The sequence below is a fragment of the Metabacillus sp. YM-086 genome (assembly GCF_048059995.1).
Classification (GTDB): domain Bacteria; phylum Bacillota; class Bacilli; order Bacillales; family Bacillaceae; genus Metabacillus; species Metabacillus litoralis_B.
On sequence record NZ_JBLUOI010000002.1, the window covers coordinates 147,670 to 173,954 of the forward strand.

Annotated in this window: 34 protein-coding genes; 27 read left to right on the top strand and 7 right to left on the bottom strand. The window is 34.3% G+C overall.

Annotated features, from left to right (window positions below; translation table 11 throughout):
* Positions 1–83: 83 nt before the first annotated feature.
* From ACEWK1_RS01630 to ACEWK1_RS01640, 3 genes are all read left to right on the top strand, one after another.
* A complete protein-coding gene (locus ACEWK1_RS01630) occupies positions 84–461 on the top strand; it encodes a fluoride efflux transporter FluC (protein ID WP_162987279.1) in 378 nt (125 codons plus the stop codon).
* Positions 458–802 (top strand): fluoride efflux transporter CrcB, encoded by a 345-nt coding sequence (crcB, locus tag ACEWK1_RS01635; protein WP_121661188.1) that lies wholly within the window; start codon positions 458–460, stop codon positions 800–802. Before ACEWK1_RS01630 ends, crcB begins: the two co-directional genes overlap by 4 nt.
* Positions 803–928: 126 nt before the next feature.
* Positions 929–3,016: a bifunctional diguanylate cyclase/phosphodiesterase gene (locus ACEWK1_RS01640; RefSeq protein WP_162987280.1), complete on the top strand. Its 2,088-nt coding sequence runs from the start codon at positions 929–931 to the stop codon at positions 3,014–3,016.
* 10 nt (positions 3,017–3,026) lie between these two features.
* Here ACEWK1_RS01640 and ACEWK1_RS01645 read toward each other — a convergent pair whose 3' ends face one another.
* Positions 3,027–3,890 carry a metallophosphoesterase gene (locus tag ACEWK1_RS01645; RefSeq protein ID WP_416635404.1) on the bottom strand — a complete coding sequence of 288 codons (864 nt, stop codon included), beginning with the start codon at positions 3,888–3,890 and terminating at the stop codon, positions 3,027–3,029.
* Positions 3,891–4,094: 204 nt separating this feature from the next.
* Here ACEWK1_RS01645 and fadH point away from each other — a divergent pair, with 204 nt between their 5' ends.
* The 3 genes from fadH (at position 4,095) to ACEWK1_RS01660 (ending at position 6,639) form a co-directional block, all read left to right on the top strand.
* Positions 4,095–4,859: a 2,4-dienoyl-CoA reductase gene (gene fadH, locus ACEWK1_RS01650; RefSeq protein WP_212134316.1), complete on the top strand. Its 765-nt coding sequence runs from the start codon at positions 4,095–4,097 to the stop codon at positions 4,857–4,859.
* A gap of 228 nt (positions 4,860–5,087) precedes the next feature.
* The gene (locus tag ACEWK1_RS01655; RefSeq protein ID WP_251393793.1) at positions 5,088–6,305 is read left to right on the top strand and encodes an EAL-associated domain-containing protein; all 1,218 of its coding nucleotides are present in this window, start codon (positions 5,088–5,090) and stop codon (positions 6,303–6,305) included.
* A 94-nt stretch (positions 6,306–6,399) separates the two neighbouring features.
* Positions 6,400–6,639, top strand: coding sequence for a hypothetical protein (locus ACEWK1_RS01660; RefSeq protein ID WP_121661193.1), 240 nt, complete (start codon positions 6,400–6,402; stop codon positions 6,637–6,639).
* Between the two features lie 278 nt (positions 6,640–6,917).
* Here ACEWK1_RS01660 and ACEWK1_RS01665 read toward each other — a convergent pair whose 3' ends face one another.
* Together ACEWK1_RS01665 and ACEWK1_RS01670 are read right to left on the bottom strand one after the other, a co-directional pair.
* Positions 6,918–7,157, bottom strand: coding sequence for a glutaredoxin family protein (locus tag ACEWK1_RS01665; protein ID WP_162987281.1), 240 nt, complete (start codon positions 7,155–7,157; stop codon positions 6,918–6,920).
* Entirely contained in the window at positions 7,158–8,144 is a 987-nt protein-coding gene (locus ACEWK1_RS01670; protein ID WP_251393794.1) for an MBL fold metallo-hydrolase, read from the bottom strand.
* 308 nt (positions 8,145–8,452) lie between these two features.
* Between ACEWK1_RS01670 and ACEWK1_RS01675 the strand changes: the two genes are divergently transcribed.
* The 6 genes from ACEWK1_RS01675 to ACEWK1_RS01700 all read left to right on the top strand — a co-directional run bounded on the left by ACEWK1_RS01675 (position 8,453) and on the right by ACEWK1_RS01700 (position 12,109).
* The gene (locus ACEWK1_RS01675; RefSeq protein WP_121661194.1) at positions 8,453–8,689 is read left to right on the top strand and encodes a YkuJ family protein; all 237 of its coding nucleotides are present in this window, start codon (positions 8,453–8,455) and stop codon (positions 8,687–8,689) included.
* Positions 8,690–8,710: 21 nt separating this feature from the next.
* On the top strand, positions 8,711–8,863 hold the full coding sequence (locus ACEWK1_RS01680; protein WP_098798015.1) for a hypothetical protein: 153 nt from the start codon (positions 8,711–8,713) through the stop codon (positions 8,861–8,863).
* Positions 8,864–9,030: 167 nt separating this feature from the next.
* On the top strand, positions 9,031–9,549 hold the full coding sequence (locus ACEWK1_RS01685) for a ribonuclease H-like YkuK family protein (RefSeq protein ID WP_121661195.1): 519 nt from the start codon (positions 9,031–9,033) through the stop codon (positions 9,547–9,549).
* Positions 9,550–9,647: 98 nt separating this feature from the next.
* On the top strand, positions 9,648–9,833 hold the full coding sequence (abbA, locus tag ACEWK1_RS01690; RefSeq protein ID WP_121661196.1) for an antirepressor AbbA: 186 nt from the start codon (positions 9,648–9,650) through the stop codon (positions 9,831–9,833).
* A gap of 240 nt (positions 9,834–10,073) precedes the next feature.
* On the top strand, positions 10,074–10,532 hold the full coding sequence (gene cbpB, locus ACEWK1_RS01695) for a cyclic-di-AMP-binding protein CbpB (RefSeq protein WP_121661197.1): 459 nt from the start codon (positions 10,074–10,076) through the stop codon (positions 10,530–10,532).
* Positions 10,533–10,594: 62 nt separating this feature from the next.
* Positions 10,595–12,109 (top strand): MDR family MFS transporter, encoded by a 1,515-nt coding sequence (locus tag ACEWK1_RS01700; protein ID WP_251393795.1) that lies wholly within the window; start codon positions 10,595–10,597, stop codon positions 12,107–12,109.
* A gap of 11 nt (positions 12,110–12,120) precedes the next feature.
* On the opposite strand, the gene ACEWK1_RS01705 is transcribed toward ACEWK1_RS01700, so the two are convergent.
* Positions 12,121–12,495 carry a glyoxalase gene (locus ACEWK1_RS01705; protein WP_416635411.1) on the bottom strand — a complete coding sequence of 125 codons (375 nt, stop codon included), beginning with the start codon at positions 12,493–12,495 and terminating at the stop codon, positions 12,121–12,123.
* 138 nt (positions 12,496–12,633) lie between these two features.
* On the opposite strand from ACEWK1_RS01705, the gene ACEWK1_RS01710 reads away from it, so the two are divergent.
* The 4 genes from ACEWK1_RS01710 (at position 12,634) to ACEWK1_RS01725 (ending at position 15,913) form a co-directional block, all read left to right on the top strand.
* Positions 12,634–13,506, top strand: coding sequence for a LysR family transcriptional regulator (locus ACEWK1_RS01710; RefSeq protein WP_251393797.1), 873 nt, complete (start codon positions 12,634–12,636; stop codon positions 13,504–13,506).
* A 126-nt stretch (positions 13,507–13,632) separates the two neighbouring features.
* Entirely contained in the window at positions 13,633–14,343 is a 711-nt protein-coding gene (dapD, locus tag ACEWK1_RS01715; protein ID WP_121661201.1) for a 2,3,4,5-tetrahydropyridine-2,6-dicarboxylate N-acetyltransferase, read from the top strand.
* 55 nt (positions 14,344–14,398) lie between these two features.
* Entirely contained in the window at positions 14,399–15,529 is a 1,131-nt protein-coding gene (locus ACEWK1_RS01720) for an N-acetyldiaminopimelate deacetylase (protein ID WP_416635413.1), read from the top strand.
* Positions 15,530–15,667: 138 nt separating this feature from the next.
* On the top strand, positions 15,668–15,913 hold the full coding sequence (locus ACEWK1_RS01725; protein ID WP_098798024.1) for a YkuS family protein: 246 nt from the start codon (positions 15,668–15,670) through the stop codon (positions 15,911–15,913).
* Between the two features lie 130 nt (positions 15,914–16,043).
* On the opposite strand, the gene ACEWK1_RS01730 is transcribed toward ACEWK1_RS01725, so the two are convergent.
* On the bottom strand, positions 16,044–16,880 hold the full coding sequence (locus ACEWK1_RS01730) for a mechanosensitive ion channel family protein (protein WP_121661203.1): 837 nt from the start codon (positions 16,878–16,880) through the stop codon (positions 16,044–16,046).
* A 343-nt stretch (positions 16,881–17,223) separates the two neighbouring features.
* On the opposite strand from ACEWK1_RS01730, the gene ACEWK1_RS01735 reads away from it, so the two are divergent.
* The 8 genes from ACEWK1_RS01735 to modB all read left to right on the top strand — a co-directional run bounded on the left by ACEWK1_RS01735 (position 17,224) and on the right by modB (position 22,203).
* Complete coding sequence (locus ACEWK1_RS01735) at positions 17,224–17,766, top strand: peroxiredoxin (protein WP_251393801.1); 543 nt, start codon at positions 17,224–17,226, stop codon at positions 17,764–17,766.
* A 57-nt stretch (positions 17,767–17,823) separates the two neighbouring features.
* Positions 17,824–18,282, top strand: coding sequence for a TlpA disulfide reductase family protein (locus tag ACEWK1_RS01740; RefSeq protein WP_212134336.1), 459 nt, complete (start codon positions 17,824–17,826; stop codon positions 18,280–18,282).
* A 96-nt stretch (positions 18,283–18,378) separates the two neighbouring features.
* Positions 18,379–18,990 (top strand): molybdenum cofactor guanylyltransferase, encoded by a 612-nt coding sequence (locus ACEWK1_RS01745; protein WP_416635417.1) that lies wholly within the window; start codon positions 18,379–18,381, stop codon positions 18,988–18,990.
* Between the two features lie 31 nt (positions 18,991–19,021).
* Positions 19,022–20,302, top strand: a complete 1,281-nt coding sequence (gene glp, locus ACEWK1_RS01750) for a gephyrin-like molybdotransferase Glp (protein WP_212134341.1) — start codon at positions 19,022–19,024, stop codon at positions 20,300–20,302.
* Complete coding sequence (gene mobB, locus ACEWK1_RS01755) at positions 20,281–20,805, top strand: molybdopterin-guanine dinucleotide biosynthesis protein B (protein WP_121661208.1); 525 nt, start codon at positions 20,281–20,283, stop codon at positions 20,803–20,805. The genes glp and mobB overlap by 22 nt, the downstream gene beginning before the upstream one ends.
* Entirely contained in the window at positions 20,798–21,256 is a 459-nt protein-coding gene (locus ACEWK1_RS01760; protein WP_373995111.1) for a molybdenum cofactor biosynthesis protein MoaE, read from the top strand. Before mobB ends, ACEWK1_RS01760 begins: the two co-directional genes overlap by 8 nt.
* A complete protein-coding gene (gene moaD, locus ACEWK1_RS01765; protein WP_121661210.1) occupies positions 21,249–21,482 on the top strand; it encodes a molybdopterin converting factor subunit 1 in 234 nt (77 codons plus the stop codon). The genes ACEWK1_RS01760 and moaD overlap by 8 nt, the downstream gene beginning before the upstream one ends.
* Positions 21,483–21,537: 55 nt before the next feature.
* Entirely contained in the window at positions 21,538–22,203 is a 666-nt protein-coding gene (gene modB, locus ACEWK1_RS01770) for a molybdate ABC transporter permease subunit (protein ID WP_121661211.1), read from the top strand.
* Between the two features lie 613 nt (positions 22,204–22,816).
* On the opposite strand, the gene ACEWK1_RS01775 is transcribed toward modB, so the two are convergent.
* Positions 22,817–22,996, bottom strand: a complete 180-nt coding sequence (locus tag ACEWK1_RS01775) for an H-type small acid-soluble spore protein (protein ID WP_212134346.1) — start codon at positions 22,994–22,996, stop codon at positions 22,817–22,819.
* A 255-nt stretch (positions 22,997–23,251) separates the two neighbouring features.
* On the opposite strand from ACEWK1_RS01775, the gene ACEWK1_RS01780 reads away from it, so the two are divergent.
* Positions 23,252–23,665: a phosphatidylglycerol lysyltransferase domain-containing protein gene (locus tag ACEWK1_RS01780; RefSeq protein ID WP_416635421.1), complete on the top strand. Its 414-nt coding sequence runs from the start codon at positions 23,252–23,254 to the stop codon at positions 23,663–23,665.
* A 34-nt stretch (positions 23,666–23,699) separates the two neighbouring features.
* Here ACEWK1_RS01780 and ACEWK1_RS01785 read toward each other — a convergent pair whose 3' ends face one another.
* Positions 23,700–23,987, bottom strand: a complete 288-nt coding sequence (locus ACEWK1_RS01785; protein ID WP_212134350.1) for a DUF6509 family protein — start codon at positions 23,985–23,987, stop codon at positions 23,700–23,702.
* A 128-nt stretch (positions 23,988–24,115) separates the two neighbouring features.
* Between ACEWK1_RS01785 and ACEWK1_RS01790 the strand changes: the two genes are divergently transcribed.
* On the top strand, positions 24,116–24,613 hold the full coding sequence (locus tag ACEWK1_RS01790; protein WP_212134352.1) for a metallophosphoesterase family protein: 498 nt from the start codon (positions 24,116–24,118) through the stop codon (positions 24,611–24,613).
* Between the two features lie 234 nt (positions 24,614–24,847).
* The coding region (locus ACEWK1_RS01795) for a glycine betaine uptake BCCT transporter (RefSeq protein ID WP_416635424.1) at positions 24,848–26,285 on the top strand (1,438 nt) is incomplete at its 3' end.

The window sequence follows — 26,285 nt, forward strand, 5'->3', positions numbered from 1 at the left end:
CATTCAAAAAGAAAGACCTTTCTTTTGAGATAATAAGAGAAAGTTGCTCTTTTTAGAAAGATTAGATGGAAAGGATACTTATAATGAAAGAAAAATTTCATAATAGCTTAGTTGTTGGAATCGGAGGAGCAATAGGTTCTATATTCAGATATATGTTTTCTTTCGTTCACTCTTATGGACCATTCTCCACATTTACAGTTAACATAACAGGTAGCTTTATATTAGGTTTTTTCACGGTCTTCTTTATAAATAGGGGAGAAAATAAGAAATCGAAGTTACTTCTTGGTACAGGATTTTGTGGAGGATTAACAACGATGTCAACTTTTAGTTGGGAATTAACGACTATGCCGATACATCATGCTATTTTCTACCTTACAAGTACTCTAATCATAAGTTTCTTACTAGTACTAATAGGAATGAAAATTGCAAGTACTATAGTGAAAAAGGAGACGCAGTCATGATAGCTGTAGCAATTGGCGGTGCTTTTGGCGCGGCAGCACGATATTTAATAGGTGAATACATATATACTGCTTTCAAATCTTCAATGCCTATTTCAATCATGTTAATAAACCTTTTGGGAGCTTTCTTATTAGGTTTGTTTATCAATATCACACCCGGAAACATACTATTATTTCTAGCCACAGGTTTTTGCGGAGGATTTACGACTTATTCTACTTTTAGTATAGAAGCTATACAGTTAGTTCAAGAGAAAAAATATTTGCATTTTATTTTGTATCTTCTTATAACCATTGTTGGAAGTATTCTTGGAATACTAATAGGTAATTTTTTATCAACTCATTAGGCAGCAGTTGTTAAATGATGACATTATGGTACTATTAAATTTAAGATCCTAAGCATCAAACAAAATTAAATAGTAACCATAGTTAATTGTTAAACACTATAAATAGACATGTACAGGATGATGGGAATGACCGATTTTTTAAACTTAAAAAAAGACTTCAATAATGACAAAAAGTTATCAGTAATTGAGTCGTTTATTTTTCAAATAATTTTAAAGCATATCAATGATTTGATATTTATTATGAAGGTTGAAAATGATGGTGCATTTACTTACTTATTTGTGAATGAGATGGGAAAAATAAGAGCAAAGCTTAACAATAATTATGCGGGGAAGACCTTTTACGACCTCCAGCCTGCAAAGATTGCGGATGAATTAAATGAGAAATATACATTTGTGAAAAATCATAAAATGGCAACCACATTTCAAGATAGAGTAAAAATTGATGAAAACCATTTTGCATATGGTGAAACAATTTTAACACCAATAAAAAATGATGATGGCGATGTTATTTATATAATTGGTGTTACTAGAGATATATCAGAAAGGGTTCATGAAAAGACCTTGTTAATAGAAAGTCAACAAATGTATAAATCACTTGTTGACTTCAATATGGATTCAGTTTTATCAGTTGATAATGATGGAGTAATCTGTTCGTTAAATCATTCGGCTAAAAGAATACTTAAGGTAGATGATGAACTTATTAATGTGAGCGTTTTCTCGCTATTTGAATACAGCTATCATCCAGAAATACAGCATGCATTTCAACGATCTATTAATGGAGAATCTTTTGAAGGGGAAGCGGTCCTTATTCAAAAGCAAAACAGATTAAATGTTCATTATAAAACAGTGCCTATTATGATAAATGAAACAGTTAGTGGGATCTTTTTTATATTAAGGGATATCACAGAGAAGGCAAAGCATGCAGAGCTAATTGAGCACCTAGCATATCATGATTCTCTTACTGGATTGTATAATCGAAGTGCGTTAAAAAAAGACTTACCTAAAGTTATGAAGATGTCTAAACAAAACCAAACATCTTTGGCTTTAATGTTTATGGATTTAGACCGCTTTAAAATGTTAAATGATACTCTTGGACATAATAATGGTGATCAAATCTTAATAGAGGTTGGGAAAAGGCTATTAAGTATAAACTCTCCTGAATTTAACGTATACCGTCATGGAGGAGATGAATTCATCATTGTTTTGCCATCATCCAATGTAGAAGTGGCAAGTAAGGTTGCCTCGCAAATTATGGATATATTTAAACACCCTTTTTCTATCAGTGACAACTTATACTATGTGTCAGCTAGCATAGGTATAAGTATATATCCTGATGATTGTCATGATGAAGACTCATTAATCATGAATGCGGATAAAGCACTATATGTTGTAAAGCAAAGAAGCAGGGCGCAATACCAACTTTATCATAAGGGTATGGATAAAAACACCAATGAGTTGTTATCTATGGAAACTGCTCTAAGAAGGGCTATTGGAAATAATGAATTAAAATTGCACTATCAACCACAAGTTGATTTGCATACAGATGAGATCGTGAGCTATGAAGCATTATTAAGATGGGAAAATTCACATTTAGGAAATGTTTCGCCTGCTAAATTTGTGCCCATTGCAGAGGATTCAGGACTGATTATTTCTATAGGCGAATGGGTAATAGAGGAAGCCTGCAAACAGCTTATGCAATGGAAAAAAGAAGGTTTAGGTGAAGTTGTACTAGCTATAAATCTGTCAGCTAAGCAATTTGAACAACCTTATTTAGTAGAAAAAATAAAGAACTTATTTAGTGAGTATGATATAAATCCTAATCAAATTGAATTTGAGATTACAGAAGGTGCCTTACAAAATGTAGATGAAGCATTGCACATTATGAGAAAGTTAAAAGAAATTGGAGTGGCTATCTCAATTGATGATTTTGGCACAGGATATTCTTCTTTAATGTATTTAAAACAATTTCCTATTGACTCCTTAAAAATTGACCAATCATTTATTCGAGAAGTGTTAACCGATCAAAAAGATGAGGCAATTGTCAAAACAATCCTTTCTATCGCCGAAAATTTGGGACTCTTTGTTGTGGCAGAAGGAATTGAAACGTTGGAGCAGCTGAAATTTTTAAAGACGTTAAACTGTCAAAAGGGACAAGGTTTTTACTTTAGCAAACCGATCCCACCCGATGAAATCACCAATAGGCTAAAGGATTAGATCCTTTAGCCTATTTTAATGAGTGGAGTGTAAACTGAGTTAATTCTGGCACAGATAAAAACCTAAACGGAAGTCTGGTTGTACCTAATCCCCTATTAACATATAGCTTCATCTTTTCCACATCATATAAACCCTCAATATATTCAGTAGCATAAGGTGGTGTAATTAGCGGTCCGATAAAGGGCAGTTGAATTTGTCCGCCGTGACTATGACCTGAAAGCTGTAGGTGAACAGGATACTTTTTTGATTCAAGTGCAGCATCTGGTTCATGAGCTAATAGAATATTAAACATATCTTTATTTAAATTTCCTAATGTCCCTTCGTAGCTGGGATTCCCAAGCATAAGGTCATCAATTCCTGCAATGGCTATTTTACTTCCATCAACCATTTTTACATTTGCAACCTCATTTTGTAATAATGTAAACCCAGACATCGTTATAACATTTCGATAAATATCAGTACCGTAACCACCATGGTCATGATTCCCGTAAACAGCGTATTTTCCAAATGGTGCCTCTAACTTTTCAAGAACAGGAACAATCTTATTTATTTTCTCATATTGATTTGGTTCGTCCATTAAGTCACCAGTGAAAAGCAATAGATCAGGAGAAAGAGAATTTATTTCCTTTACAATTGTTTCTAATCGTTCTAATGTGAAAAATTCACTTAAGTGTGTATCGCTAAATTGTACAATTTTAAAACCATCAAACGCTCTTGGGATGTTTGGGTGTGACAGGGAAAGAATGTTTTTATCTAAAAAAGTAGGTTCAATATACCTGGCATATGTATAGCCACCCGCTGCTGTTAATAAGCTTGCAAAAGAAAAGGAAAGAAGACCTTTTAAAAAAGATCTTCTTGAATATAATTTTGTCATGTTTCTACCAACCATTTCTCCGTGTTTATTCATATATATTAAGTGATTTTATTTTTTTTCGTCCGTACCTGAAAAAATTCTTCCATACAAGTATATCATGCTTCAATTTAAAGAACCATTTCATACTATTTGAATAGAAACAGAAATGTAATTATGTTAAGATATGAATGAATAGTCATTCATTATACAAGGGGGAAAATGATTATGAAGGATAATGTTATCATTATTACAGGTGGCTCAAGTGGGATGGGAAAGGCTATGGCAAAACGATTTGCTGGAGATGGTGCTAAGGTTGTTATAATTGGGCGAACGCTAGAAAAGCTGAATGAAGCAAAAAATGAGATTCAAACATATGATGGACAGGTCCTTCCCATACAGCTTGATATAAGAGATCCTGAAAAAATATCAGAGATGATTCAGCACGTTGATTCTAAATTTGGAAAAATTGATGGTTTTGTTAATAATGCTGCAGGAAATTTTATCTGCCCTGCTGAAAATCTTTCTATAAATGGTTGGAAGGCCGTAATAGACATTGTGTTAAACGGGACATTTTATTGTTCCTCCGCAATCGGAAAGTATTGGATTGAGAAAAAAGTAAAGGGATCAATTTTAAATATGGTGGCTACATATGCATGGGGAGCCGGGGCAGGTGTTATTCATTCTGCTGCTGCAAAGGCTGGAGTGCTTTCAATGACACGAACACTTGCTGTTGAATGGGGCAGTAAATATGGGATTAGAGTCAATGCTATCGCGCCTGGTCCAATTGAAAGAACAGGTGGAGCCGATCGTTTATGGGAATCAGAGGAAGCTGCTAAACGTACTTTAAATAGTGTGCCTCTAGGTCGATTAGGAACTCCGGAAGAAATTGCAGCGCTCTCAGCATTCTTATTATCAAATGAAGCATCTTATATAAACGGTGAATGCATCACAATGGATGGCGGTCAGTGGTTAAATCAACGACCATTTTAAAATGTGATAATCAAACCTTATTTGAAGTTTGATTATTTGATAAAAAATGGCTATCAATTCCTTTTAATAATGTAGGTGTTTTGGCAGCTTTATTGTTCCTTCATAATATATTTGAAAGTCTTAATCATTTTGTAAAAAAATTCCTTTAGGTGCAATTTTGTCTAATCTTTTCTTTGAATGTGCTATAATATGATTACTTTCTAGATAGATATAGGTGAGGGGATTGCAATGGATCCGTTAGACGTTTTAACGAATTTGGATAAAGTTTTTCCATATTATCAAGCAATTTTCAGTGCAGATGAACAAACAGTTATCGGCTATGAGGTTTTAGGAAGAATAAAAATCAATGATCAAGTAGATAGCCTAGGCTCATTTTTTCATGATGAAAGCATTCCTGATGAATACCGAATTGAAGTCGATGATCATTTACTACATATAGCTGTAGATGAATTTTTAGAGCTTAATAATCAAGAATTGATGCTTTTCATTAATCGTGATGCAAATTTGCTTATGCTTGATCATGGTGAAAATTTTTTGCAAACTTTAATAGAAAAACAAGAAAAAGGATTACATTTAGATCAAATTGTACTGGAAATTACAGAGCATAATTTTCTAGGAGATATTGAACAACTGTATCATCTTTTACTATATTACAGAACTTATGGTATTAAAGTTGCTATTGATAATATTGGGAAGGCAGGTAGCAATTTAGATCGAATAGGCCTTTTAACACCTGATATATTGAAAATAGATTTACAGCCACTTCGATTAACTTCACCACTTCAATCTTATTATGATGTTCTTTATTCAATTTCTTTGTTAGCAAGGAAAATTGGGGCAACTCTTTTATACGAGGATATTGAAGTTAATTTTCAACTTCAATATGCATGGAAAAATGGTGGGAGATATTATCAGGGATACTTTTTAAGCAATCCAACTCGTAATTTTATTGAAAGGGACGATTGTAAAGAAAGACTAAGATTAGAATTTCAGCGTTATATAAGCTCTGAGAAGAAAAAACTTGAAGGATTATATAATTTTACTGAGAAGTTTAACTTAAGAGTCCAGCAAATGCTTAATAAAATTGGTAAGCAATATACTGATTATAAGCAATTACTTGAACAACTTTCAAAGGAGTTAGACGATTGTTGTTTTCGTATATACATTTGTGATGAAGATGGATTTCAGCAATCCGTTAATATATTTAAAAAAGCTAATTGGGAAATCCAACCTCAGTATTATTTAAAAAATTGGAGTTGGAGACCATACTTTTTAGCAAATATTATAAGAATGAGATTTGATCAAAAGGGATTTTTAAGTGATGTTTATAGTGACATAGAGACTGGTGAGCTGATTAGAACTTTTTCTTATCCATTAGATCAAAATCTGTATCTTTTTATTGATTTATCCTACGAGTATTTATATGAGGCGGATGGTTTATTATAAATTTTCGCTTTTAACTGGTTTGTATTCATTGAAGTACTGAAAGAATAATTTGCAGTTAATGAGTCATCCTATTTATAGAAGGGGTGACAGCAAGATGACCTACTTAACAATGGTACTCGGTGTGATAGCATTGCTTATATTGGCTACAAGCTTAATTTATACATTTAAGGTAGGAAAGCTTGTAAGTGAAAGAAAAGCGAAATATGACACACAAATTAATGAAAGAGTTCAAGATCATCCTTATACTCGCAACCCAGTGTTTTTAACTTATTTGATTGCAGCTGTTCTCTCACTTGCATATATTTTTTATTTGGCATTTACAATATCATGGTAAAAACAGCGGACAGAGTTTCCGCTGTTTTTTTATAGAAAATGAGTAAAAAAAAACGTTGACAATGAAACTGATAATCATTATCATTGTAATTAAGAAAGAGAATAAAACAATCTAGAACTACATAAAACATTTTTTACGGAGGTGAAACCCTGTTTCATCACCTTAGAATGTGCTTGTAGGAACTTGATTAGTCATTAAACTCTCGATTTTCCCCAAACCCCTTTTAATAGACGGAAAAAGCTTGGCTGGTCACCAAGCTTTTTTTCTTTCTTGATTCTTCAGTTTTCAATCTCCAATAACTTTTCAAGCTTTTGCAAATCAAAACCTGTTACTACTGCATCATCAACTGTTACAGTTGGTGTGGAAGTAGATTGTAATTCATTGATAAGTGTGGTTCTTGCATCTAAGTCTATTGAAACATCTTTTTCAATATAGGAAATCTGATGATGATCTAAAAACTTCTTTACCACCTGACATGGTGGACAACTTGGTTGAGTATAAACTGTAACTTTTTTCACTCATATCCCCCTGACATTTTTTCTTTTTTGTTCAAGTTTATAAAAGTAATCAACAAGGCCTTGAGCACAAACTGATAAATCAAGTAATACCATATCATGAACATCATTAGAAAGTGTAGCTTTTTGTTCAGCTAACACTTGTGAAACAAGGTTACCTAATTCAATATTTACCTGTTTACTTGCTTGTTGAATGGTTTCAAAGCTATTGTTAGTAAGAGTTTGTTGAGCTGTTTGTAAAAATCGAGGTAACCACTTCCTCAATTCATTAATTACCCTGTTTGGATTTTTACTGACTCCATAATGACTAAAATAAATTGAACTCACATTTAAATTTTCAATCATTTTTGCAGAACGAAGCATTGCTTCTGGGTCAAATTGATTAGGCGATGTAGAAGGTAGATAAAATTCCTTATTGTTTTCAGGTAGAACTCCATAAAAAACCCCTATCGTATCCCCAGTAAATATTCCATTGCTTACCGAATCATGAATACTAAAATGATGATTTGCATGACCTGGAGAATCATAAAAGGTTAGAGTGCAGTGATTACTTAATTCAAGAGTATCAAGATGTTTCTTAATTATGATTCGATCTTCAGCAATGGGAAGTACTGGATGGAACAAACGATCAAAGCTTTCACCGTAGACTGCTTTTGCACCAGCAATTAATCTTGAGGGATCAATCATATGCCTAGCACCTTTTGGATGGACAATAAGCTTTGCATTGGGACACTTTTCTAAAAGTAATCCTGCTCCACCGGCATGGTCTAGGTGAATATGTGTTACAATAATATAGGCTATTGATTCAAACGGAATGTTTAGCTCGTTTAGTCCTTCTAGGATATGAGGTACTGAAGGGCTTGCTGACGGTTCAAAAAGGACTACCTGTTTTTCATCCTGTAGAACATAGCAACTTGTTCTACCTTGCATTCCTAAATCCATTGTGTCGATGATTGTTATTCGATCATTAATCTTTTTTGTGAGTGCCAAAATTAATTTCCCCCTTGTTTTAAACACGAATTTTTTGACTGACGAGGGTGAAAGTGATTTCCTAGCAATTAATATCAAGGCAGTTTTTGTTGCTTCAGTTGTGTTGTTGATATTAATAAATCAACGTTTGTCAATACTATGACAATTTCCTTGGAAATCCTTATATACATAGTGTAAAATTGATATGGCACAAAGTAAAGATACTGATTATTGAATCGTTGTTTAGTGGATAGAATGTATGGTAGAGTAAAACAATAAAATATGAGGAATTAGTTATACGTTAACTCTTCCGGAAGGGGGATATTCTAGTGTCACAACTTTTAGGTATTATTACAAGACTTCAAAATTTACAAGAAAATGCGGGGGCTGGAGAACCAGTTCAACGTTTTTTCGAAGTAGAAGGTGAAAAACGCTGTAGTGTAAAATATTTTGATAAAAACAGCACGTTTGAACTTGAGGTTTATCAAAAGGGTGAAAAACCTCAATCTTACCAGTTCGACAATATTGATATGATTGCGATGGAAATTTTTGATCTCCTCCAGTAACTAATGGAGTAAGGAGGCAAAATGAGAAAAGAGCCTTTTGTTATTTGTCCGTCATGTCATGGACAAGGACCACTATCAGAATCATTAACAGCTCAATCTAATCAAAATGTTATCTTTACGTGCGCTCATTGTCATGCAACCATTAAAAACATTGAGACTAGTAAAGGAAAGTAGCCATGCCTTAAGGTATGGCTACTTTTTTTTCTGCGTTAATTATACGTTTGCTATGAGTTAGTTAGAATTAATGAGAAATACTCATAATATTCCTTGTTTAATACATATAGTGAGGTAGAAGGGAAAAACTCTTTTGAAAAATGAAATCATTGACAAGGAGATGTGACATGAACGAATCTTTCACCTTTTATAATGTCTCTGAGAAGAATATGTCCTTCCAAACTGTAATTGAGCGTATAAAAGGCTTTATGTTAAAGGATCCACGTTCACTTTATGTATTGTCAATTGGTTCAGACTCACATGTTCATCAAACAGAGACTAAGTTTATAACAGCCATACATGTACATCGTGTCGGTAAAGGTGCATGGGGATGTTTAAAGTATCATAGTGTGAACAGGCCAATTTCGAGTATTCGAGAAAAAATCTCGATGGAAACTGCACTTAGTCAAGAAATTGCTTACTACTTTACTTCTCAATATTTAGAACAGTTAACAGATGTATTAATTCCTTTTTCAGATGAAGGAGCAGATTTAGTTTTTGAAATTCATCTTGATATAGGAAGAAAAGGATTAACAAAGGAGTTAATTCAGGAAATGACAGGTCGCATAGAAGCGATGGGAATTGAAGCGAAAATAAAACCAGATTCTTACACAGCATTTAGCTATGCAAATCGATATACTAAATAATATAAATTTAGGATGTTGTCGAAACTTGCGTTTGACTCCCTACTTTTGAATTGATTATGCTTAGGGAAAGGAATCAATTTCATGGGGGGATTCTTCGAATGGAAACAATTGATAGATTATCGTATGATGAGCAAAAGCTTTTAGTAGAAACACTATTAAGACAAGATTACGCTATTGAATTAATTAGCAGTGAAATAAATGATATTGAATCAGGTTTAAAACAGGTGGATGAAGGAAATTATCATCAACTTAAATTGTTATATGACAGATTAAGAATAAAATAGTTATTCTCTACTTAAAAAAGTAAGATTAAAAGTGGATACTCATTAATGAGTATCATTTTTTTATTTCTTCTAAGGTTTAGCATGATCTACATTACATGTTGAAAGAGTGTAATGTATAAACATGAGTGTTAGAAAAGATCAAATGAAACATATACAATAGCTTTTTATGATATGATAGATTAGGATTATTCATGACCTCCTTTTTAATATAGAAAAGTTTTTTAGAGAGGAAGAACAGCTATGTTTAGTATTGATGCCAATGAGTTAATGGGTTTAACCATTAGAGATTTAATGATTCCTGGAGATAAGGTAGCACATGTTCAAATTGGGAATAATTTAGAACATGCTTTACTTGTTTTAACGAAGACAGGATATACAGCCATTCCTGTTTTGGATCCAACTTTTAAGCTTCACGGTCTTATCGGGATGAATTTAATAATGGACAATATATTTGGTCTAGAGAGGATAGAATTTGAAAAATTAGAAAACATGAAAGTAGAAGAAGTAATGAATACAGAAATACCAAGACTCTTTTTAAATGACCCTTTAGAAAAAGGACTGGATCTTGTTGTAAACAATCCTTTTATTTGTGTGCAAAATGATGAGAAGATATTCGAAGGGATTTTTACAAGAAGGGCAATCTTAAAGCAATTAAAGAAACATATTCATTTATTAAATAATAATCAACATAATAAATAGAAATTCTTAAGCGGTGTAAAAATTTACACCGTTTTCATATTACATAAAAGGCGGATCAAGTAATGGGAGAAGGAAAAGAATTTTTAGCATATAGCCAAAACTCTAAAATAACCAAAAGACCATATGTATTGGCTACTGTTATGTTAGCTATGTTTATGGCGGCAATTGAAGCAACAATTGTTGCAACAGCTATGCCGGCAATTGTTGCAGAACTTGAGGACTTTTCTTTATATAGCTGGGTGTTTTCGTCATATCTATTAATGAATGCTGTTACAGTCTTACTATATGGAAAATTATCCGATATTTTTGGGCGAAAACCAGTATTGACAGTTGGGATTGTTATTTTCTTGATTGGTTCTATCCTTTGTGGATTAGCATCATCAATGGAATGGCTTATATTTGCCCGTTTTGTTCAAGGATTTGGGGCAGGTGCAGTAATGCCGATTGCATCAACTATAATAGGAGACATTTATACAAAAGAAGAACGGGCGAAAATACAAGGTTATTTATCAAGTGTGTGGGGGATTTCGGCTATTATGGGGCCGGCAATTGGTGGTTTATTAGTTGAATTTGTAAGCTGGAGATTTGTCTTCTGGCTTAACGTTCCATTAGGAATATTAGCGATCATTGGATTATATTTATTCCTACATGAGGAAATTGAAAAGAGTAAGCCAAAAATTGATTATGTCGGTGCCTTTCTTTTAACGTTATTTGTAACTACATTTATGTTTATTCTTGTAGAAGGAGGGGTGCGCTGGGACTGGCTATCCGGGCCTATTGTCAGCCTGGCTTTACTCTCGCTCCTAAGTTTGGTGATTTTTGTTTTTTATGAGCGTAAAGTAGATGATCCTATGATGCCATTTGAGCTTTGGCGTGAGCGTTCAATTTTAATAGCAAACTTAACTTCTTTAACAACTGGAATAATATTAATCGGATTGTCGACGTTTTTGCCTACTTTTGTTCAAGGTGTTATGGAGGAAAAACCAATCATTGCTGGGTTAACATTGACAACAATGTCCATAGGCTGGCCAATAGCTGCGACAATTTCAGGCAAGGCCATATTGTCAATTGGCTTCCGTACTACCTCCATCTTGGGAGGAGTTTCTCTTATTTTAGGAAGTATTGTGTTTACGATACTCTCAGGAAGTGATAGTCCATTATTAGCTGCTTTTGGATCTTTTCTGATAGGGATTGGGATGGGGTTAACTACTACGGCTTTTATAGTCTCCATTCAAAGCACCGTTCCTTGGAATACAAGAGGCGTTGCAACTGCTACTAATATGTTTATGAGAAATGTCGGTAGTACAGTAGGTGCTGCTCTTTTAGGAGGAATTTTGAATAGTCAGCTACTTGCTTTTTATTCAAGCAAAGGTGTCGAGGGTGAAATGAACCTTGACTCGACTACTATGTTGCTCGATGATCAGCAAAGAAACGAACTAACAGTACAGGCAAGATCTCTTTTACAGGAAGGACTTGAAATTGCTTTAAATGATGTTTATTGGGTAGTATTTGGGTTTGCTGTTTTAAGCTTTTTGTTCATATTGTTATTACCTAAAAAGCAAAAGGCTGATGTGTGAGCATCAGTCTTTTAGTCATCTATTCTTTGTAATAATTCAATTCTGTTGTTAAACGGATCAAAGCATGAAAATCTAACAATCCCGGGAATAGGTGTATCTTCTTTAATTGGGACCTGATAGCGTTCCAAGTGCTTTCTTGTTTCATTAATATCTTCAACAATAAATGCTGGATGACGCTTGCTTGTTATTGTAACAAACTCCTCTACACCTATATGAAGAAAAGCGACCCCTGCACAGCACCAAAAACCGCCGTTATTCTTTAGACTCTTTGGCTTTTCGATTTCCTCAAAGTTTAATATGTTAAGATAGAATCCACGAGCGGTTTCTTCTTGATCAGTAGGAACACATATTTGAATATGATCAAGTCCTGTTATTCTCAATGTCATAAAACAATTCCCCTTTTCTGGTGAAATTATTACTTTACAAACCCTTTATTCATCCTTATCATACAATTAAAATCAATATAATAAAATTAGATATTCTTTGATACATATTATAAGAAAAACTTATAAAGTAGGTGCTATATGCAAACATCAGAGCTCCGGATGCTTGTTGTTTTATCAGAGGAAATGAATATGAGAAAAGCTGCTGAACGTCTATTTGTTTCACAGCCAGCTTTATCACAGAGATTGCAAACAATTGAAAAATCGTGGGGAATACAAATTTTTGTTCGTTCCCAAAAAGGGTTAACACTAACTCCAGCGGGTGAGAAAGTCATACAATATGCACGTGAAGTCGTTTTGAAAGAGGAGAAAGTAAAGGAACAAATATTAGAATTGGAAGGAGAAGTTCATGGCACCTTGAAGCTTGCTGTAGCCTCTATAATAGGTCAGCATTGGTTGCCAGGTGTTTTAAAAACATATGTAAGAAAATATCCACATGCAAAAATATCTCTTATTACTGGATGGAGCAGCGAGATTTTAAGAAGTATGTATGAAGATCACGTGCATTTAGGTATTATTCGAGGAAATCCAGATTGGAAAGGTATTAAGAGGCATTTATTAACAGATACTTTGTATTTAGTAGACACAGAAATTAACAATATAGAAGATGTTCTACATACAGAAAGACCTTTTATACAATTTAAAAGTGATTCGTCTTATTATCAAGAAATTCAAGATTGGTGGCACAGACAATTTCATACTTCACCTAAAAGAACAATTGTTGTTGATCAGATTGAAACTTGTAAACAAATGGCTCTAAATGGAATCGGTTACGCGATTCTTCCATCTGTTACCCTTAAAGAAGAGCAGCAAGATGTTTATAGAATTCCACTTCTAGATGAAGATGGTAAGCCTATTGAAAGAGATACATGGTTATTAGGTTTTGAATCGTCATTTGAATTAAAGCAAGTTAAAGCGTTTTTAGAAGTAGTGGAAGAGTATAAAAATACTTAAACTTTAATTTAAAACATAAAACATAAAACATAACCGACTGCATGACAAATTTAGCAGATAGCTTGTCAACCGATGAATCCTTTGATACAGTAAAGAATGACTGAAATGTACAAGGAGGATATACATATGAAAATGATGGATGCAAATGAGATTATCTCATTTATACAAAACAGTACAAAATCAACACCTGTAAAAGTTTACGTAAAAGGAAATCTGGAAGGTGTAAGCTTTGGTGATTCTGCAAAAACATTTATTACTGGAAACACTGGTGTCGTTTTCGGAGAGTGGGCAGAAATTCAAGAAGCGTTAGAAAATAACAAAAATAATATTGAGGATTTTGTTGTAGAAAACGATCGACGTAATTCTGCAATTCCTTTACTGGACCTTAAAGGTATTAAAGCACGTATTGAGCCTGGCGCAATCATCCGTGATCAAGTTGAAATTGGTGATAATGCTGTTATTATGATGGGGGCTTCAATCAATATTGGTTCTGTTATTGGTGAAGGTACAATGATTGATATGAATGCTACACTTGGTGGCCGTGCGACTGTAGGTAAAAACTGTCATATCGGTGCTGGATCTGTATTAGCTGGTGTTATTGAGCCACCTTCTGCAAAACCAGTTGTAATTGAAGACGATGTTATGATCGGTGCTAATGTTGTTGTACTTGAAGGTGTAACAGTTGGTAAAGGTGCCGTTGTTGGTGCAGGTTCAATCGTAACGAAGGATGTTGAGCCTTATACAGTTGTTTACGGTGCTCCAGCTCGTAAAATCAAGGATATTGACGATAGTACAAAATCAAAAACTGAAATAATGCAAGAATTAAGACAGCTATAAGAACAAAAGGCGTGGATCATGATCCACGCCTTAAGTATAGAGAGGAATGGTCGTATTGGGGAAAGAACATCTCATTCAAATTCGTAGGGATCTTCATCGTATCCCTGAGATTGGTTTCCAGGAATTCAAAACACAGCAATATTTACTAGATTTATTAAATAAGCTGCCACAAGACCGTTTGGAAGTAAGAACTTGGAAAACAGGAATTTTTGCGTTAGTAAAAGGAACCAACCCAAAGAAAACAATTGGCTACCGAGCGGATATTGATGGCTTGCCAATAACTGAGGAAACCGATTATGATTTCCAATCTGAACATCCTGGTTATATGCATGCATGTGGACATGATTTCCATATGACAATTGCGATCGGAATTCTTATGCATTTTATTGAAAATCCTATTTCTGATCATGTTTTGTTTTTATTTCAGCCAGCAGAAGAAGGTCCAGGTGGAGCGGAACCAATGTTAAATAGTGAAATAGCCCAAGAATGGAGACCGGACATTATTACTGCACTTCATATTTCTCCCGAGCTTCCAGTAGGTACAATTGCGACAAAACCTGGTTTGCTTTTTGCCAATACCTCCGAATTGTTCATAGATCTCAAAGGAAAAGGTGGCCATGCAGCATATCCTCATACAACAAATGATATGGTTGTTGCGGCTTGCTCGCTTGTTACTCAGCTGCAATCAATCGTTGCACGCAATGTTGATCCATTAGATAGCGCAGTTATTACAATTGGAAAGATAACTGGTGGAACAGTCCAGAACATTATAGCTGAAAACGCTAGATTAGAAGGAACCATTCGTACGCTTTCAGTTGAATCAATGGATAGGGTAAAGGAAAGAATTGAAGAAATCGTAAAAGGAATTGAAATTGGATATTCATGTCAAGCCAAAATTGATTATGGCTCTATGTATCATCAAGTCTTTAATGATGAAGCTTTAACAACAGAATTTATGGATTATATATCTGAAAATACGTCTTACCATGTAAATGAGTGTTCAGAAGCAATGACTGGTGAAGATTTTGGTTATATGGTCGATCAAGTTTCCGGATTCATGTTTTGGCTAGGGGTTAATTCATCATACGGATTACATCATGCAAAACTTCAACCAGATGAAGCAGCAATTGAGGTTGCTGTAAATGTTATGAGTAAATATATTTCGTTCAAAGCAACCCAATCATAATGATTGGGTTTTTTAAATCACAAAATAGACAAGGTTGTTTATATAGTATGTAAAATTAAATTGAGTTAAAAAACGAGAAAGAATTAAAGTATATTTTATCCAACCATGTACACAATACATGTAGGAGGTGGATAAATTATGGCAAAAATCGGTGTAGAACAATCACTATCTGATGTAACTTCTGCTTTACAAGAAAAAGGCTATGACGTTGTCCAATTAAAAAATGAAAATGATGCAAAAGGTTGTGACTGCTGTGTCATTACAGGACAGGATTCTAACGTAATGGGAATTAGTAATGTAGTGACAGCTGGATCTGTTATTCAGGCAAGCGGTATGTCTGCTGATGAAATCTGTCAGCAAGTTGAAAGCAAAATCAACCGTTAGTAAAAACTATGTGGCAAGTGATTAGATTAGTTTTTCATCTGTATCACTTGCCCGGTTTAAGATTGGTTAATAATGAAAGAACATAAAAAGGGTACCTAAAAAATTTGGGTACCCTTCTTTACTTTAAATATTACTGACTCTTTTTCTCAACATATACTTGATGTGGAAAGGGAATTTCGATTCCATTTGCATCAAGAGCCTCTTTCATCGCTTTACGTAATTTACGTTCAACAGCCCATTGCTGCATGTTTTCAGTCTTTGCAAGCACACGAATGACAACGTCAGATGCACCTAATGCTTGAACACCGAGTACGTTTGGTCCCTCTACAACAGTGTTATCCTCAGCCGCAAATTTGTCACATACATCTTGTAAAACAGTAATTGCTTTATCAATATTATCATCATAAGAGATTCCAATATCTACTAATGCTCTCATATTTCCACGAGAATGGTTACTTACATTTGTGATTTCACGGTTTGGAACATAATGAAGAGTCCCATCGAATCCTCTAATTTGAGTTGTGCGTAACCCTACTTGTTCAACGACACCGTCAAACCCAGCTACAGTAACATAATCTTCTACATCAATTTGCTTTTCTAATAACAGAAAGAAGCCGGTTACGACATCACTAACTAACCCTTGCGCTCCAAAACCAATTGCTAGCCCAACAACACCTGCACCAGCAATTAGTGCAGAAGCATTATAATTAAATACCTCAAAAATCATGACAACAAAAATAAAAACTAACACATATGAAAACACATTTAGTGAAAGACTTTGGAGAGTTAAAGCTCGACCTGATGAAATATTGTCACGTTCTTGTAAACGTTGAAACATTCTTCGGATAATTTTGTTTCCGATTGCTTTTATGATTAAAAAAGCAATAATAATTCCTATAAGTTTTAAAATGATAATTCCTGCTTCAGTCATTAGTGATGACCAATCAATTTCCTCAAACCAATCCATTGTACAACATCCTTTCTCGAAATAGAGGTCCTTTCAATACTGCACGCAACCTGTTATTACGCTCTAATTTTTGAAAGAAAGAACAAGTTATTTATACCCTACTTCTACTATGTTAAACATATTCTGTGTAAAAAATGAAGGAATTTAGCTTATTGTGTCTAAAATGATATGGATTTTTAGTGATCAATCAAAATGCTTTTGCATGAAATACTTAAATGGTGACCATAATGATAATGGTAAAAAAACTTGTAACTAAAAATTAGCGAATTGTCAGTGTGAATTAACTCATTATAATTTTTTATAAAAAGTATGGAAAACATTCTTTTATTAGGAGGTATGAGATATGGCTGAACGTATGGTGGGTAAACAAGCACCTCGATTTGAAATGGATGCAGTAATGGATGACAAAGAATTTGGAAAAGTTAGTTTAGAGGAAAATATGAAAAATGACAAATGGACTGTGCTTTTCTTTTATCCAATGGACTTTACCTTTGTCTGTCCTACAGAAATAACGTCCCTTTCTGATCGATATGAAGAGTTTGAAGATTTAGATGCAGAAGTAATTGGTGTCTCAACAGATACAATTCATACCCATCTTGCATGGATTAAGACTGATCGTAAAGACAATGGTTTGGGAGATTTAAACTATCCATTGGCAGCTGATACGAACCATTCTGTTTCTCGCGATTATGGTGTGTTAATTGAAGAAGAAGGTATTGCACTTCGTGGGTTGTTTATTATTAATCCAGAAGGTGAAATACAATATGCTGTTGTTAACCATAATAATATTGGCCGTGATGTTGATGAAACACTACGTGTATTACAAGCTCTTCAAACAGGTGGACTTTGCCCGGCAAACTGGAAACCAGGTCAATCAACTCTATGACCTCAGGTATAATAATCATTTCTTCTTTCAATTACCAATGTGTTTGGGGGTTACCAAATGAAATTACGTGAACCGATGCCTGAGTTAAACGGTGCAACTGAGTGGCTTAATGGTCAAGTATCAAGAGAGGATTTAGTTGGTGATAAGCCGACTCTGATCCACTTTTGGTCAATTAGCTGTCACTTGTGTAAAGAAGCAATGCCTGCAGTGAATGAATTCCGCGATCAATATTCTAACAAATTAAATGTTTTAGCTGTTCATATGCCTCGTTCTGAGGATGATTTAAATATTGATGAAATAATAAAAGTTGCAGCAGAGCATGATATCACACAGTCAATTTTTGTTGATAGTGAGCATAAACTAACAGATGCTTTAGAAAATCAATATGTCCCTGCCTATTATGTTTTCGACAGGGAAGGAAAGCTTCGACATTTTCAAGCCGGTGGCAGCGGAATGAAAATGCTTGAAAAACGGGTGAATCGCGTTTTAGGTGAATTAGAATCATCCGCAGAGTAAGATATTAGATTATTTTAACCTAGTCGGTTACCATTAAGGTAGCTGACTTTTTTGGTTTGTTCATTAGGAAAGATGTTTATAAAGAGGTGGTAAAAGTTGAATGAAACACATGGTGTTTTGCTCGCTGGAGGTCAATCACGTAGATTCGGAAGTCCAAAAGCATTTGCTACATACAAAGGTAAGGAGTTTTGGGAGTATTCCATACAAGCACTCGAAAGCTCAACAGAAAGCCAAACAATTATTAGTCACCCTAGTTTAATTGAAAAATTTAAAAAACAAACGAATATAAAAGTTTTGAACGATGATCCAATCGTACAAGGGAAAGGACCGCTTGCTGGAATTTATACGGCAATGAAAGATGAAAAAGCCGAATGGTTTGTGTTTCTTTCATGTGATATTCCTTTAATAACAGATAAAGTTGTATCAACACTCCTTACATATAGAAGTGAAGGTGCAAAAATAATTATTCCTAAAATGAATGGTAAACTTCATCCTTTAATAGGAATCTATCACTATTCAATACAATCTGTTGTGGAGAACCAGCTATTGAACAATGAGTTAAAAATGATGTCATTGTTTGAAAAGGTACCTGTTTATTATGTATCAGAACATCAATTGAAGGTAGATTCTAAAATATTTAGTAACATAAACTCACCAAATGATTATGTTGAAATACTAAATAATGATAAAATAGCAGAATCTGATTAATTATAATATTTTATTTATCGGAGTGGAAATGATGATAGAAAAAAGAAAGCCTTTGGCTGTAAAAGAAGCAATTAATAAAGTCATGAGTTATTCTATAGTTGGTAATGGTGAAAAGGTAACACTGCAAGAAAGCTATGGACGTTTTTTGGCAGAGGATCTTATTGCAGATCATCCTGTTCCACCGTTTGATCGTTCTCCGTATGATGGTTTCGCAATAAGATCTATCGATACTATACATGCTCAAAGTGATCATCCTATTGAATTTGAAGTAATTGATGAGATTGGTGCAGGAAGTGTTAGTGATTATACACTCGGAAGAATGCAGGCAATTCGTATTATGACTGGTGCACAGATGCCGGTAGGTAGTGATGCAGTTGTTATGTTGGAATTAACGAAAATGTACCAACAAGAGAATAAGTCATTTATGTCGATTAAACGACCTTTTAAAAAGGGAGATAATGTGTCATTTAAAGGGGAAGATACACCAGAAGGTAGCGTATTAGTAAAAAAAGGTACATATATAACCCCTGGTGTTATAGCATTGCTAGCAACATTCGGTTATGAAAAGGTTTCTGTCGTAAAAAAGCCCAAAATTGGAATCATTGCTACTGGTAGCGAGTTATTAAATGTTGGGGAGCCGCTTGTTCCTGGTAAAATAAGAAATAGTAATTCATATATGATTGAAGCTCAAGCTAGACGAAGCGGGGCTGCACCTGTTTATCTAGGGAAACTTGTTGATGATCTTGAAAAATGCTATGATGCGATCGCAAGTGCTTTAGAAAAGGTAGATTTCTTAATCACAACAGGTGGAGTTTCCGTTGGTGACTATGATTATTTGCCGGAAATTTATAAACGTTTAGGTGCAAATGTTCTTTTCAATAAAGTATCGATGAGACCAGGAAGTGTAACAACAGTAGCTGAGTTAAATGGAAAATTATTGTTTGGACTTTCGGGCAACCCGTCTGCTTGTTACGTTGGTTTTGAGTTATTTGTACGTCCTATTGTTAGAATCTTTTTAAATTCAAAACATCCCCATCTTCAAAAGGTTACTGCAACCTTAGGAAAGGATTTTCCAAAGCCAAATCCTTTCACTCGCTTTGTTAGAGGGTTTATCTCGATGGAAAATGGGCAGGTACTAGCAACACCAGTTGGATTAGATAAATCGAATGTCGTTACATCACTTGCTGAAGCAAATGCTTTTATTGTATTACCAGGAGGAACAAGAGGATATAAAGCTGGAGATACAATTGATGTCCTTTTAATTGAAGATCAAACAGGAAGTGAACAACCTTGGGCAGAATCCTTCAAGTAGTCGGGTTTCAAAATAGTGGAAAAACAACATTTGTAACGGGATATATTAAAGCTTGTGCAGAAGCGCATTTAAAAGTAGGCACAATTAAGCATCATGGACATGGGGGAACATCCCTTCATCATGATCAACAAAAAGATACAGGAAAGCATCGTCAAGCAGGAGCTTATGTTACACTTGTTGAAGGCAATGGATCGTTTATTTTGTCTTCAGACAAGTTAACTTTAACTCTCAAACAAATGATTACTTTATATAATGTGTTTGAACTAGACTTGATTTTAGTTGAAGGTTTTAAATTTGAACGATATCCGAAAGTTGTTCTACTACGAGGAGAAGAAGATATTGAGCTGTTAGACAAGCTTGAAAATGTTTGTTGTATTCTAGCTAGTTTTTCTTTACCGAAAATTTACAGCGAAAAATTCAGGGTTTATTCTAACATGAAAGAGTGTATAAACTGGTTAATAAATACTAAAGCAGGTGAATATATTGACAATTCCAATGTTTGAAATTGTAACAAATCCAATTTCAGTAGAAGAAATGACAAAAAAGGTAATACGCAGGGAAGCGGGTGCTGTAACAACGTTTATTGGAACGGTGAGGGAATTTACATACGGTAAACGAACATTGTCATTAGAATATCAAGCTTATGAAAAAATGGCAGTGAAAATGCTTGCTCAAATAGGTAAAGAAATAAATGAAAAATGGGAGAATTCAAAAGTAGCGATTACACACAGGATTGGAAAATTAGAGATTTCTGATATTGCTGTTGTTATTGCGGTTTCAACACCTCATCGAAAAGATGCGTATGAAGCAAATGAATATGCAATAGAGCGAATTAAACAAATTGTCCCTATCTGGAAAAAAGAAATATGGGAAAACGGAGAAGCTTGGATTGGTGATCAATTAGAAAAAACACCATATCCAAGTGGAAAGCCATTGGAGGAAAAACATGATTAAAGTACTTTTATTTGCTCACTTACAAGAAAAGATTGGAAAGGACAATCTTGTAATTGAAAAAAACTCACTAACGGTTAAAGAATTAAGAGATTTTGTTAGTCAAACGTATGAAGTAGGTTCACTAGAAAATGTTATGGTTGCCGTAAATGAAGAATATGCACTTGAAGAAGATCTTGTACAGACAGGTGATACTGTTGCATTTATTCCACCTGTTAGTGGTGGATGACAACATCAGTTCAAGAATCACTATAACAAGATGTGGATTAAATGGGGAATAAATAATGACATATGAATTTTGGGATCCAATTTTTCTATCAGTGAGAATTGCTTTAATTGCCAGTGTTTTTGTCCTTTTAATGGGTACATTAATAGGCAGGTTTATGGCAAAATCTTCATTTAAAGGGAAAATGTTAGTTGAAACAGTATTGATTTTACCACTGGTTTTGCCGCCTTCTGTAATTGGCTTTTTCTTGATCATTATATTTGGGATGAACAGCCCTATAGGTCAAGTGATTGAAAATATTTTTAATGAAACCATTATTTTCACTTGGTGGGCGGGGGTTGTTGCTGCTGCGGTTGTGGCTTTTCCCCTTATGTATCAAGTCACAAAAGCTGGATTTGAACATGTTGACACCGATATTGAAAATGCTGCACGTGTAGACGGAGCTGATGAAGGAGGAGTTTTTTTTCTAGTCTCCCTTCCGTTAACAATAAAATATATTTTTACTGGTTTCGTTTTAAGTTTCACTAGAGCGTTAGGTGAATTTGGGGCAACTCTGATGTTTGCGGGAAATATACCAGGGAAGACACAAACAGTTTCAACTGCCATTTATGTAGCGATAGATAGTGGAAAAATGGACCTTGCATGGTTATGGGTTTTGTCGATGATCCTTATATCCTCGGTTATGTTATTAATTGTTCAATGGATGAATAAGAAAGCACATTAATATTACTGATGATTTGACAGTTATAGGAAAAAAGGTTATTATAGAATTTAGTGCTTGAAAAACCTTTAATATTTTAGTGTTGTGTGAGTGATCAAATCATAAAGAGTAGATGTTAATCAATTCACACTGGCGCGGACTAGGAGCCGTAAGGACGAAGGAGAGGTAGGGCTTTCGTTGTTTTGAAAATTCAGCAATTTTTATAAATAAATATAGACTATTTTTTATATAACTAACGAAATATAGAGCTGCTTTATTCACATATTATAAAGAATATCTATATATCAACCATTGATATTCTCTATAATATGTGAATTTTATTTATTCCGGTACGAGTAGCCCTGTATTAAAAAATCTTTGGAGGTACTACTTTTGAAAACAATTTGTAGTGTAAAATTGCTTAAATCAGAAAAAGGTTTCGGATTTATAGAAGTTGTAGAAGGTAACGATGTATTTGTTTACTTCAATACTAATAATTGAGAAGGTTTTGAGTTATTAACGGACTAACAATCACTTGTTAGTCCATTTTGTTAGGGGAAACTTATACAAAGAGTAAAGTCTTTTTATAAAGGTTCTCGCCTTGTTTTTATTTCCTAGACTTTTTTGCAGTCATAACTTATCGTTCAGTTAAACGATCAACTGGTACGTTTTTTTCTGCTTGAGGGTTGTTTATCGGAAAAATGCGTGCTGTTTCTTGCTCTTCGTTCACAGATTGTATGTAAATGGATTCTCCTTCAAATTCAACATTCACCATTTCACCCATACTTGAGATTTCTTTTGCGCGATTAACATTCATATTATCAACTCCACTTTATTTAATAAAATCCTCTTCATGAAAGTTTTACTTAAATCCAAGAAAACCATTTTGAATTGATTGAAGACGCTGTATTAACAGTCATCTTATGATGATAGAACTTTCACAATAAGTATATTTTTACGTTCTCCGAATATAAGAAAACTATGCTAGAATAAACTGATATTTTAAATATATTTTCTCACGGTGTGAGATGTGTTATCTTGTATAGAGAGAAAAGGGGGATTAGAGTAATTGATGAGCGCTATTCTATTTTTACTATTTTTCTTCATTAGTATTGCAGTCATTTATTTATATTCTAACCAACAACGAATAAGTGAAAATGTTTTTAATAGTTCTTTCATTTTATCTGTTATGAAAAAATATGGTGGGACCACCCTTTCGCATCTTCTCTTTTTAGACAATAACTCACCTTTTCAAGAGAAAATAGCCCGATTTGCCTTTTTGAATGGATGCAAATTTTATAATTTTAAGGGCTTGCGTAGGTATAAAGCTAAATTTGCCACGGATTGGTCTCCTCGTTATTTAGTTTATAAAAAGTCCGTATTATTTTTACTGCTTTTACAACTCATTTTAATTGTACAGAAAGAGCCTATACACAAATTTTCTTTTATAAAGAAGAAGATTTTTCGAGACAAAGAAGCGGTATAGAGGAAAAGGACGACTTAATGCAGTCGTCCTTTTTTTATAGGGTTGAAACAAGCTCTATACAATGTGCGGCAATTTCTTTTTCTTCCTCTTCTTCAAGACCGAAATCCAAAAATTTTTCTGTTGTCATCTCAATGAAATCATATTGTGCAATATTGTATTGATCTTGGTCAACAGCAAAAATTAATTTTAATTTAATTCCGTGTTCACTAAACAACTCATCCTCCTCATCTACATCTAATGTAAGGAAAATCTCGTAACGATCTCCAGAAAGAATGCCGAATGGGTCATCTAATTGTTCAATTGTTGATTCAATGATTTTCATTTATCTCTTACCTCTTCCTATTCTTGAATAATCTCATTTAATGGTGTGAAAATATGTACCTAGTCAAACTTTTAGAGCATTAATATTATAGCCTTTTCTTGATGATAATCCAAATTAGGAGTGGTCCTTTGAAAATCTTGGTCCTTGGAGACACACATATACCTAAACGTGCAAAAAAACTTCCATCTATTATTAAAACAGTGTGTAAGGAAGTGGATCGTATTATACATGTGGGAGATTGGCAAACAATTGAGGTGTATGAAGAACTTTCAAAGCTTGGAACACTTGACGGTGTTTTCGGAAATGTCGATAGCCAAGACTTAATGGAAGTTTTGCCTGAGAATAAAATAGTGACACTCAATGGTAAGAAAATAGGAATAGTACATGGGCATGGGAAGTCTCAAACAACAGAGAAACGTGCTATAGCAGCTTTTAAAGATCACAACGTTGATTGTATTTTATTTGGTCACTCTCATATTCCTCTTAATAAGGTAGTAAATGGTATTCTCTTATTTAATCCGGGTTCTGCTACTGACAAAAGGAGACAAAGTTCCTATTCATATGGAATGTTAACAATTACACATGAGATTCACGCTGAACATAAGTTCTATAGTGTTAAAGAGTAAATTTGTAGAAGTGCAGGTAGTTAAAAAAAATTAGATTGTTAAAAATGTGGCAATGAGCATTTCTGAAAAAGTAACTGTTTTTATGGTAATTCTCATTCTTTAGAGAATGCTACTGAATAGGTGCATTCATGTTACGGTAAAACATGTCTTTATCGTGAATATTTCATCCTGCTAAAAAGTCAGCATGTTAACTTACACAATTAGCATGATTTTAACCGAAAAGGAGAACGATTTATGGAAAAGGTGTCAAAAGTTTTTTGGATTTCAATCGTCATCGCTTCAATATTCGTTGGATGGGGAGTGATTGCTCCTGCCCATCTTGGAGCTGTAATGGATACAACTAAAGCTTTTTTTCTTAGTAGCTTTGGTTGGTTTTATCAGTTATCGGCAACCTTCTTTTTAATCTTTGCCATATTCCTGATTTTTAGCAAGTATGGGAAAATTAAACTAGGCGCTGATGATGATAAACCGGAATTTAAACGATCAACTTGGTTTGCTATGCTATTCAGTGCTGGTATGGGAATTGGACTTTTGTTTTTTGGAGTGTCTGAGCCTGTATCTCACTTTGCTAATCCTCCAATTGGTGAAGGGGGAACTGGTGAGGCAGCAAAAGTAGCGCTGCGATACACGTATTTACATTGGGGATTTCATGCTTGGGCAATCTATGCAGTTATTGCATTAGTGTTAGCTTATTATAAATTTAGAAAAAAAGAGCCGGGGTTGATGAGTGTAACATTAACTCCTTTACTTGGCAGGAGAGCAACCGGTGTAATAGGAATCATTATAGATGTAGTAGCTGTTTTTGCTACAATATTTGGGGTAGCTGCTTCTTTAGGATTAGGGGCTGCACAAATTAACAGCGGATTGAGTTATATTGCTGGAATTCCAAATAATTTTACGGTTCAGTTAATCATCATATCAATTGTTACAGTATTGTTTATCTTATCTGCAAGTACGGGAATACAAAAGGGGATTAAATATTTAAGTAATGCAAATATGGCACTAGCTGTTATCCTTTTAATTGTATTTTTGATTCTTGCCCCAACAAGATTTGTGTTAGATCTTTTTACTACAACACTTGGGAGCTATATTCAAAACTTACCTAGCATGGGTTTAAGACTTGCACCGTTTAATGAAGAAAGTGCTTCTTGGATCCAGGGCTGGACAATTTTTTATTGGGCATGGTGGATTGCATGGGCTCCTTTTGTAGGAACGTTTATTGCACGTGTTTCTAAAGGGAGAACCGTTCGTGAATTTATGGTTGCTGTATTAGTGATTCCAACACTTGTTTGTGCGTTTTGGTTTGCGGTATTCGGTGGAACTGGTATTTATTTTGAATTCTTTAAAGGATTAAATGTGAGTGGTCAAAGCTTGGAAACAGTGATTTTCTTTGTGTATCAGCAGTTACCATTAACAGGTTTGTTAATTGTTGTAACATTAATGTTGATTACCACGTTTTTTATTACATCTGCAGACTCGGCAACATTTGTATTAGGTATGCAGACTGCACATGGAAGCCTTAATCCACCGAATATTGTAAAGATTGTTTGGGGATTTTTCCTATCCGCATCAGCGATTGTTCTAATGCTATCTGGTGGTTTAAATGCAATGCAAACAGCGATTATTGTTAGTGCATTTCCGTTAACATTTGTTTTAATTGCAATGTCATTCT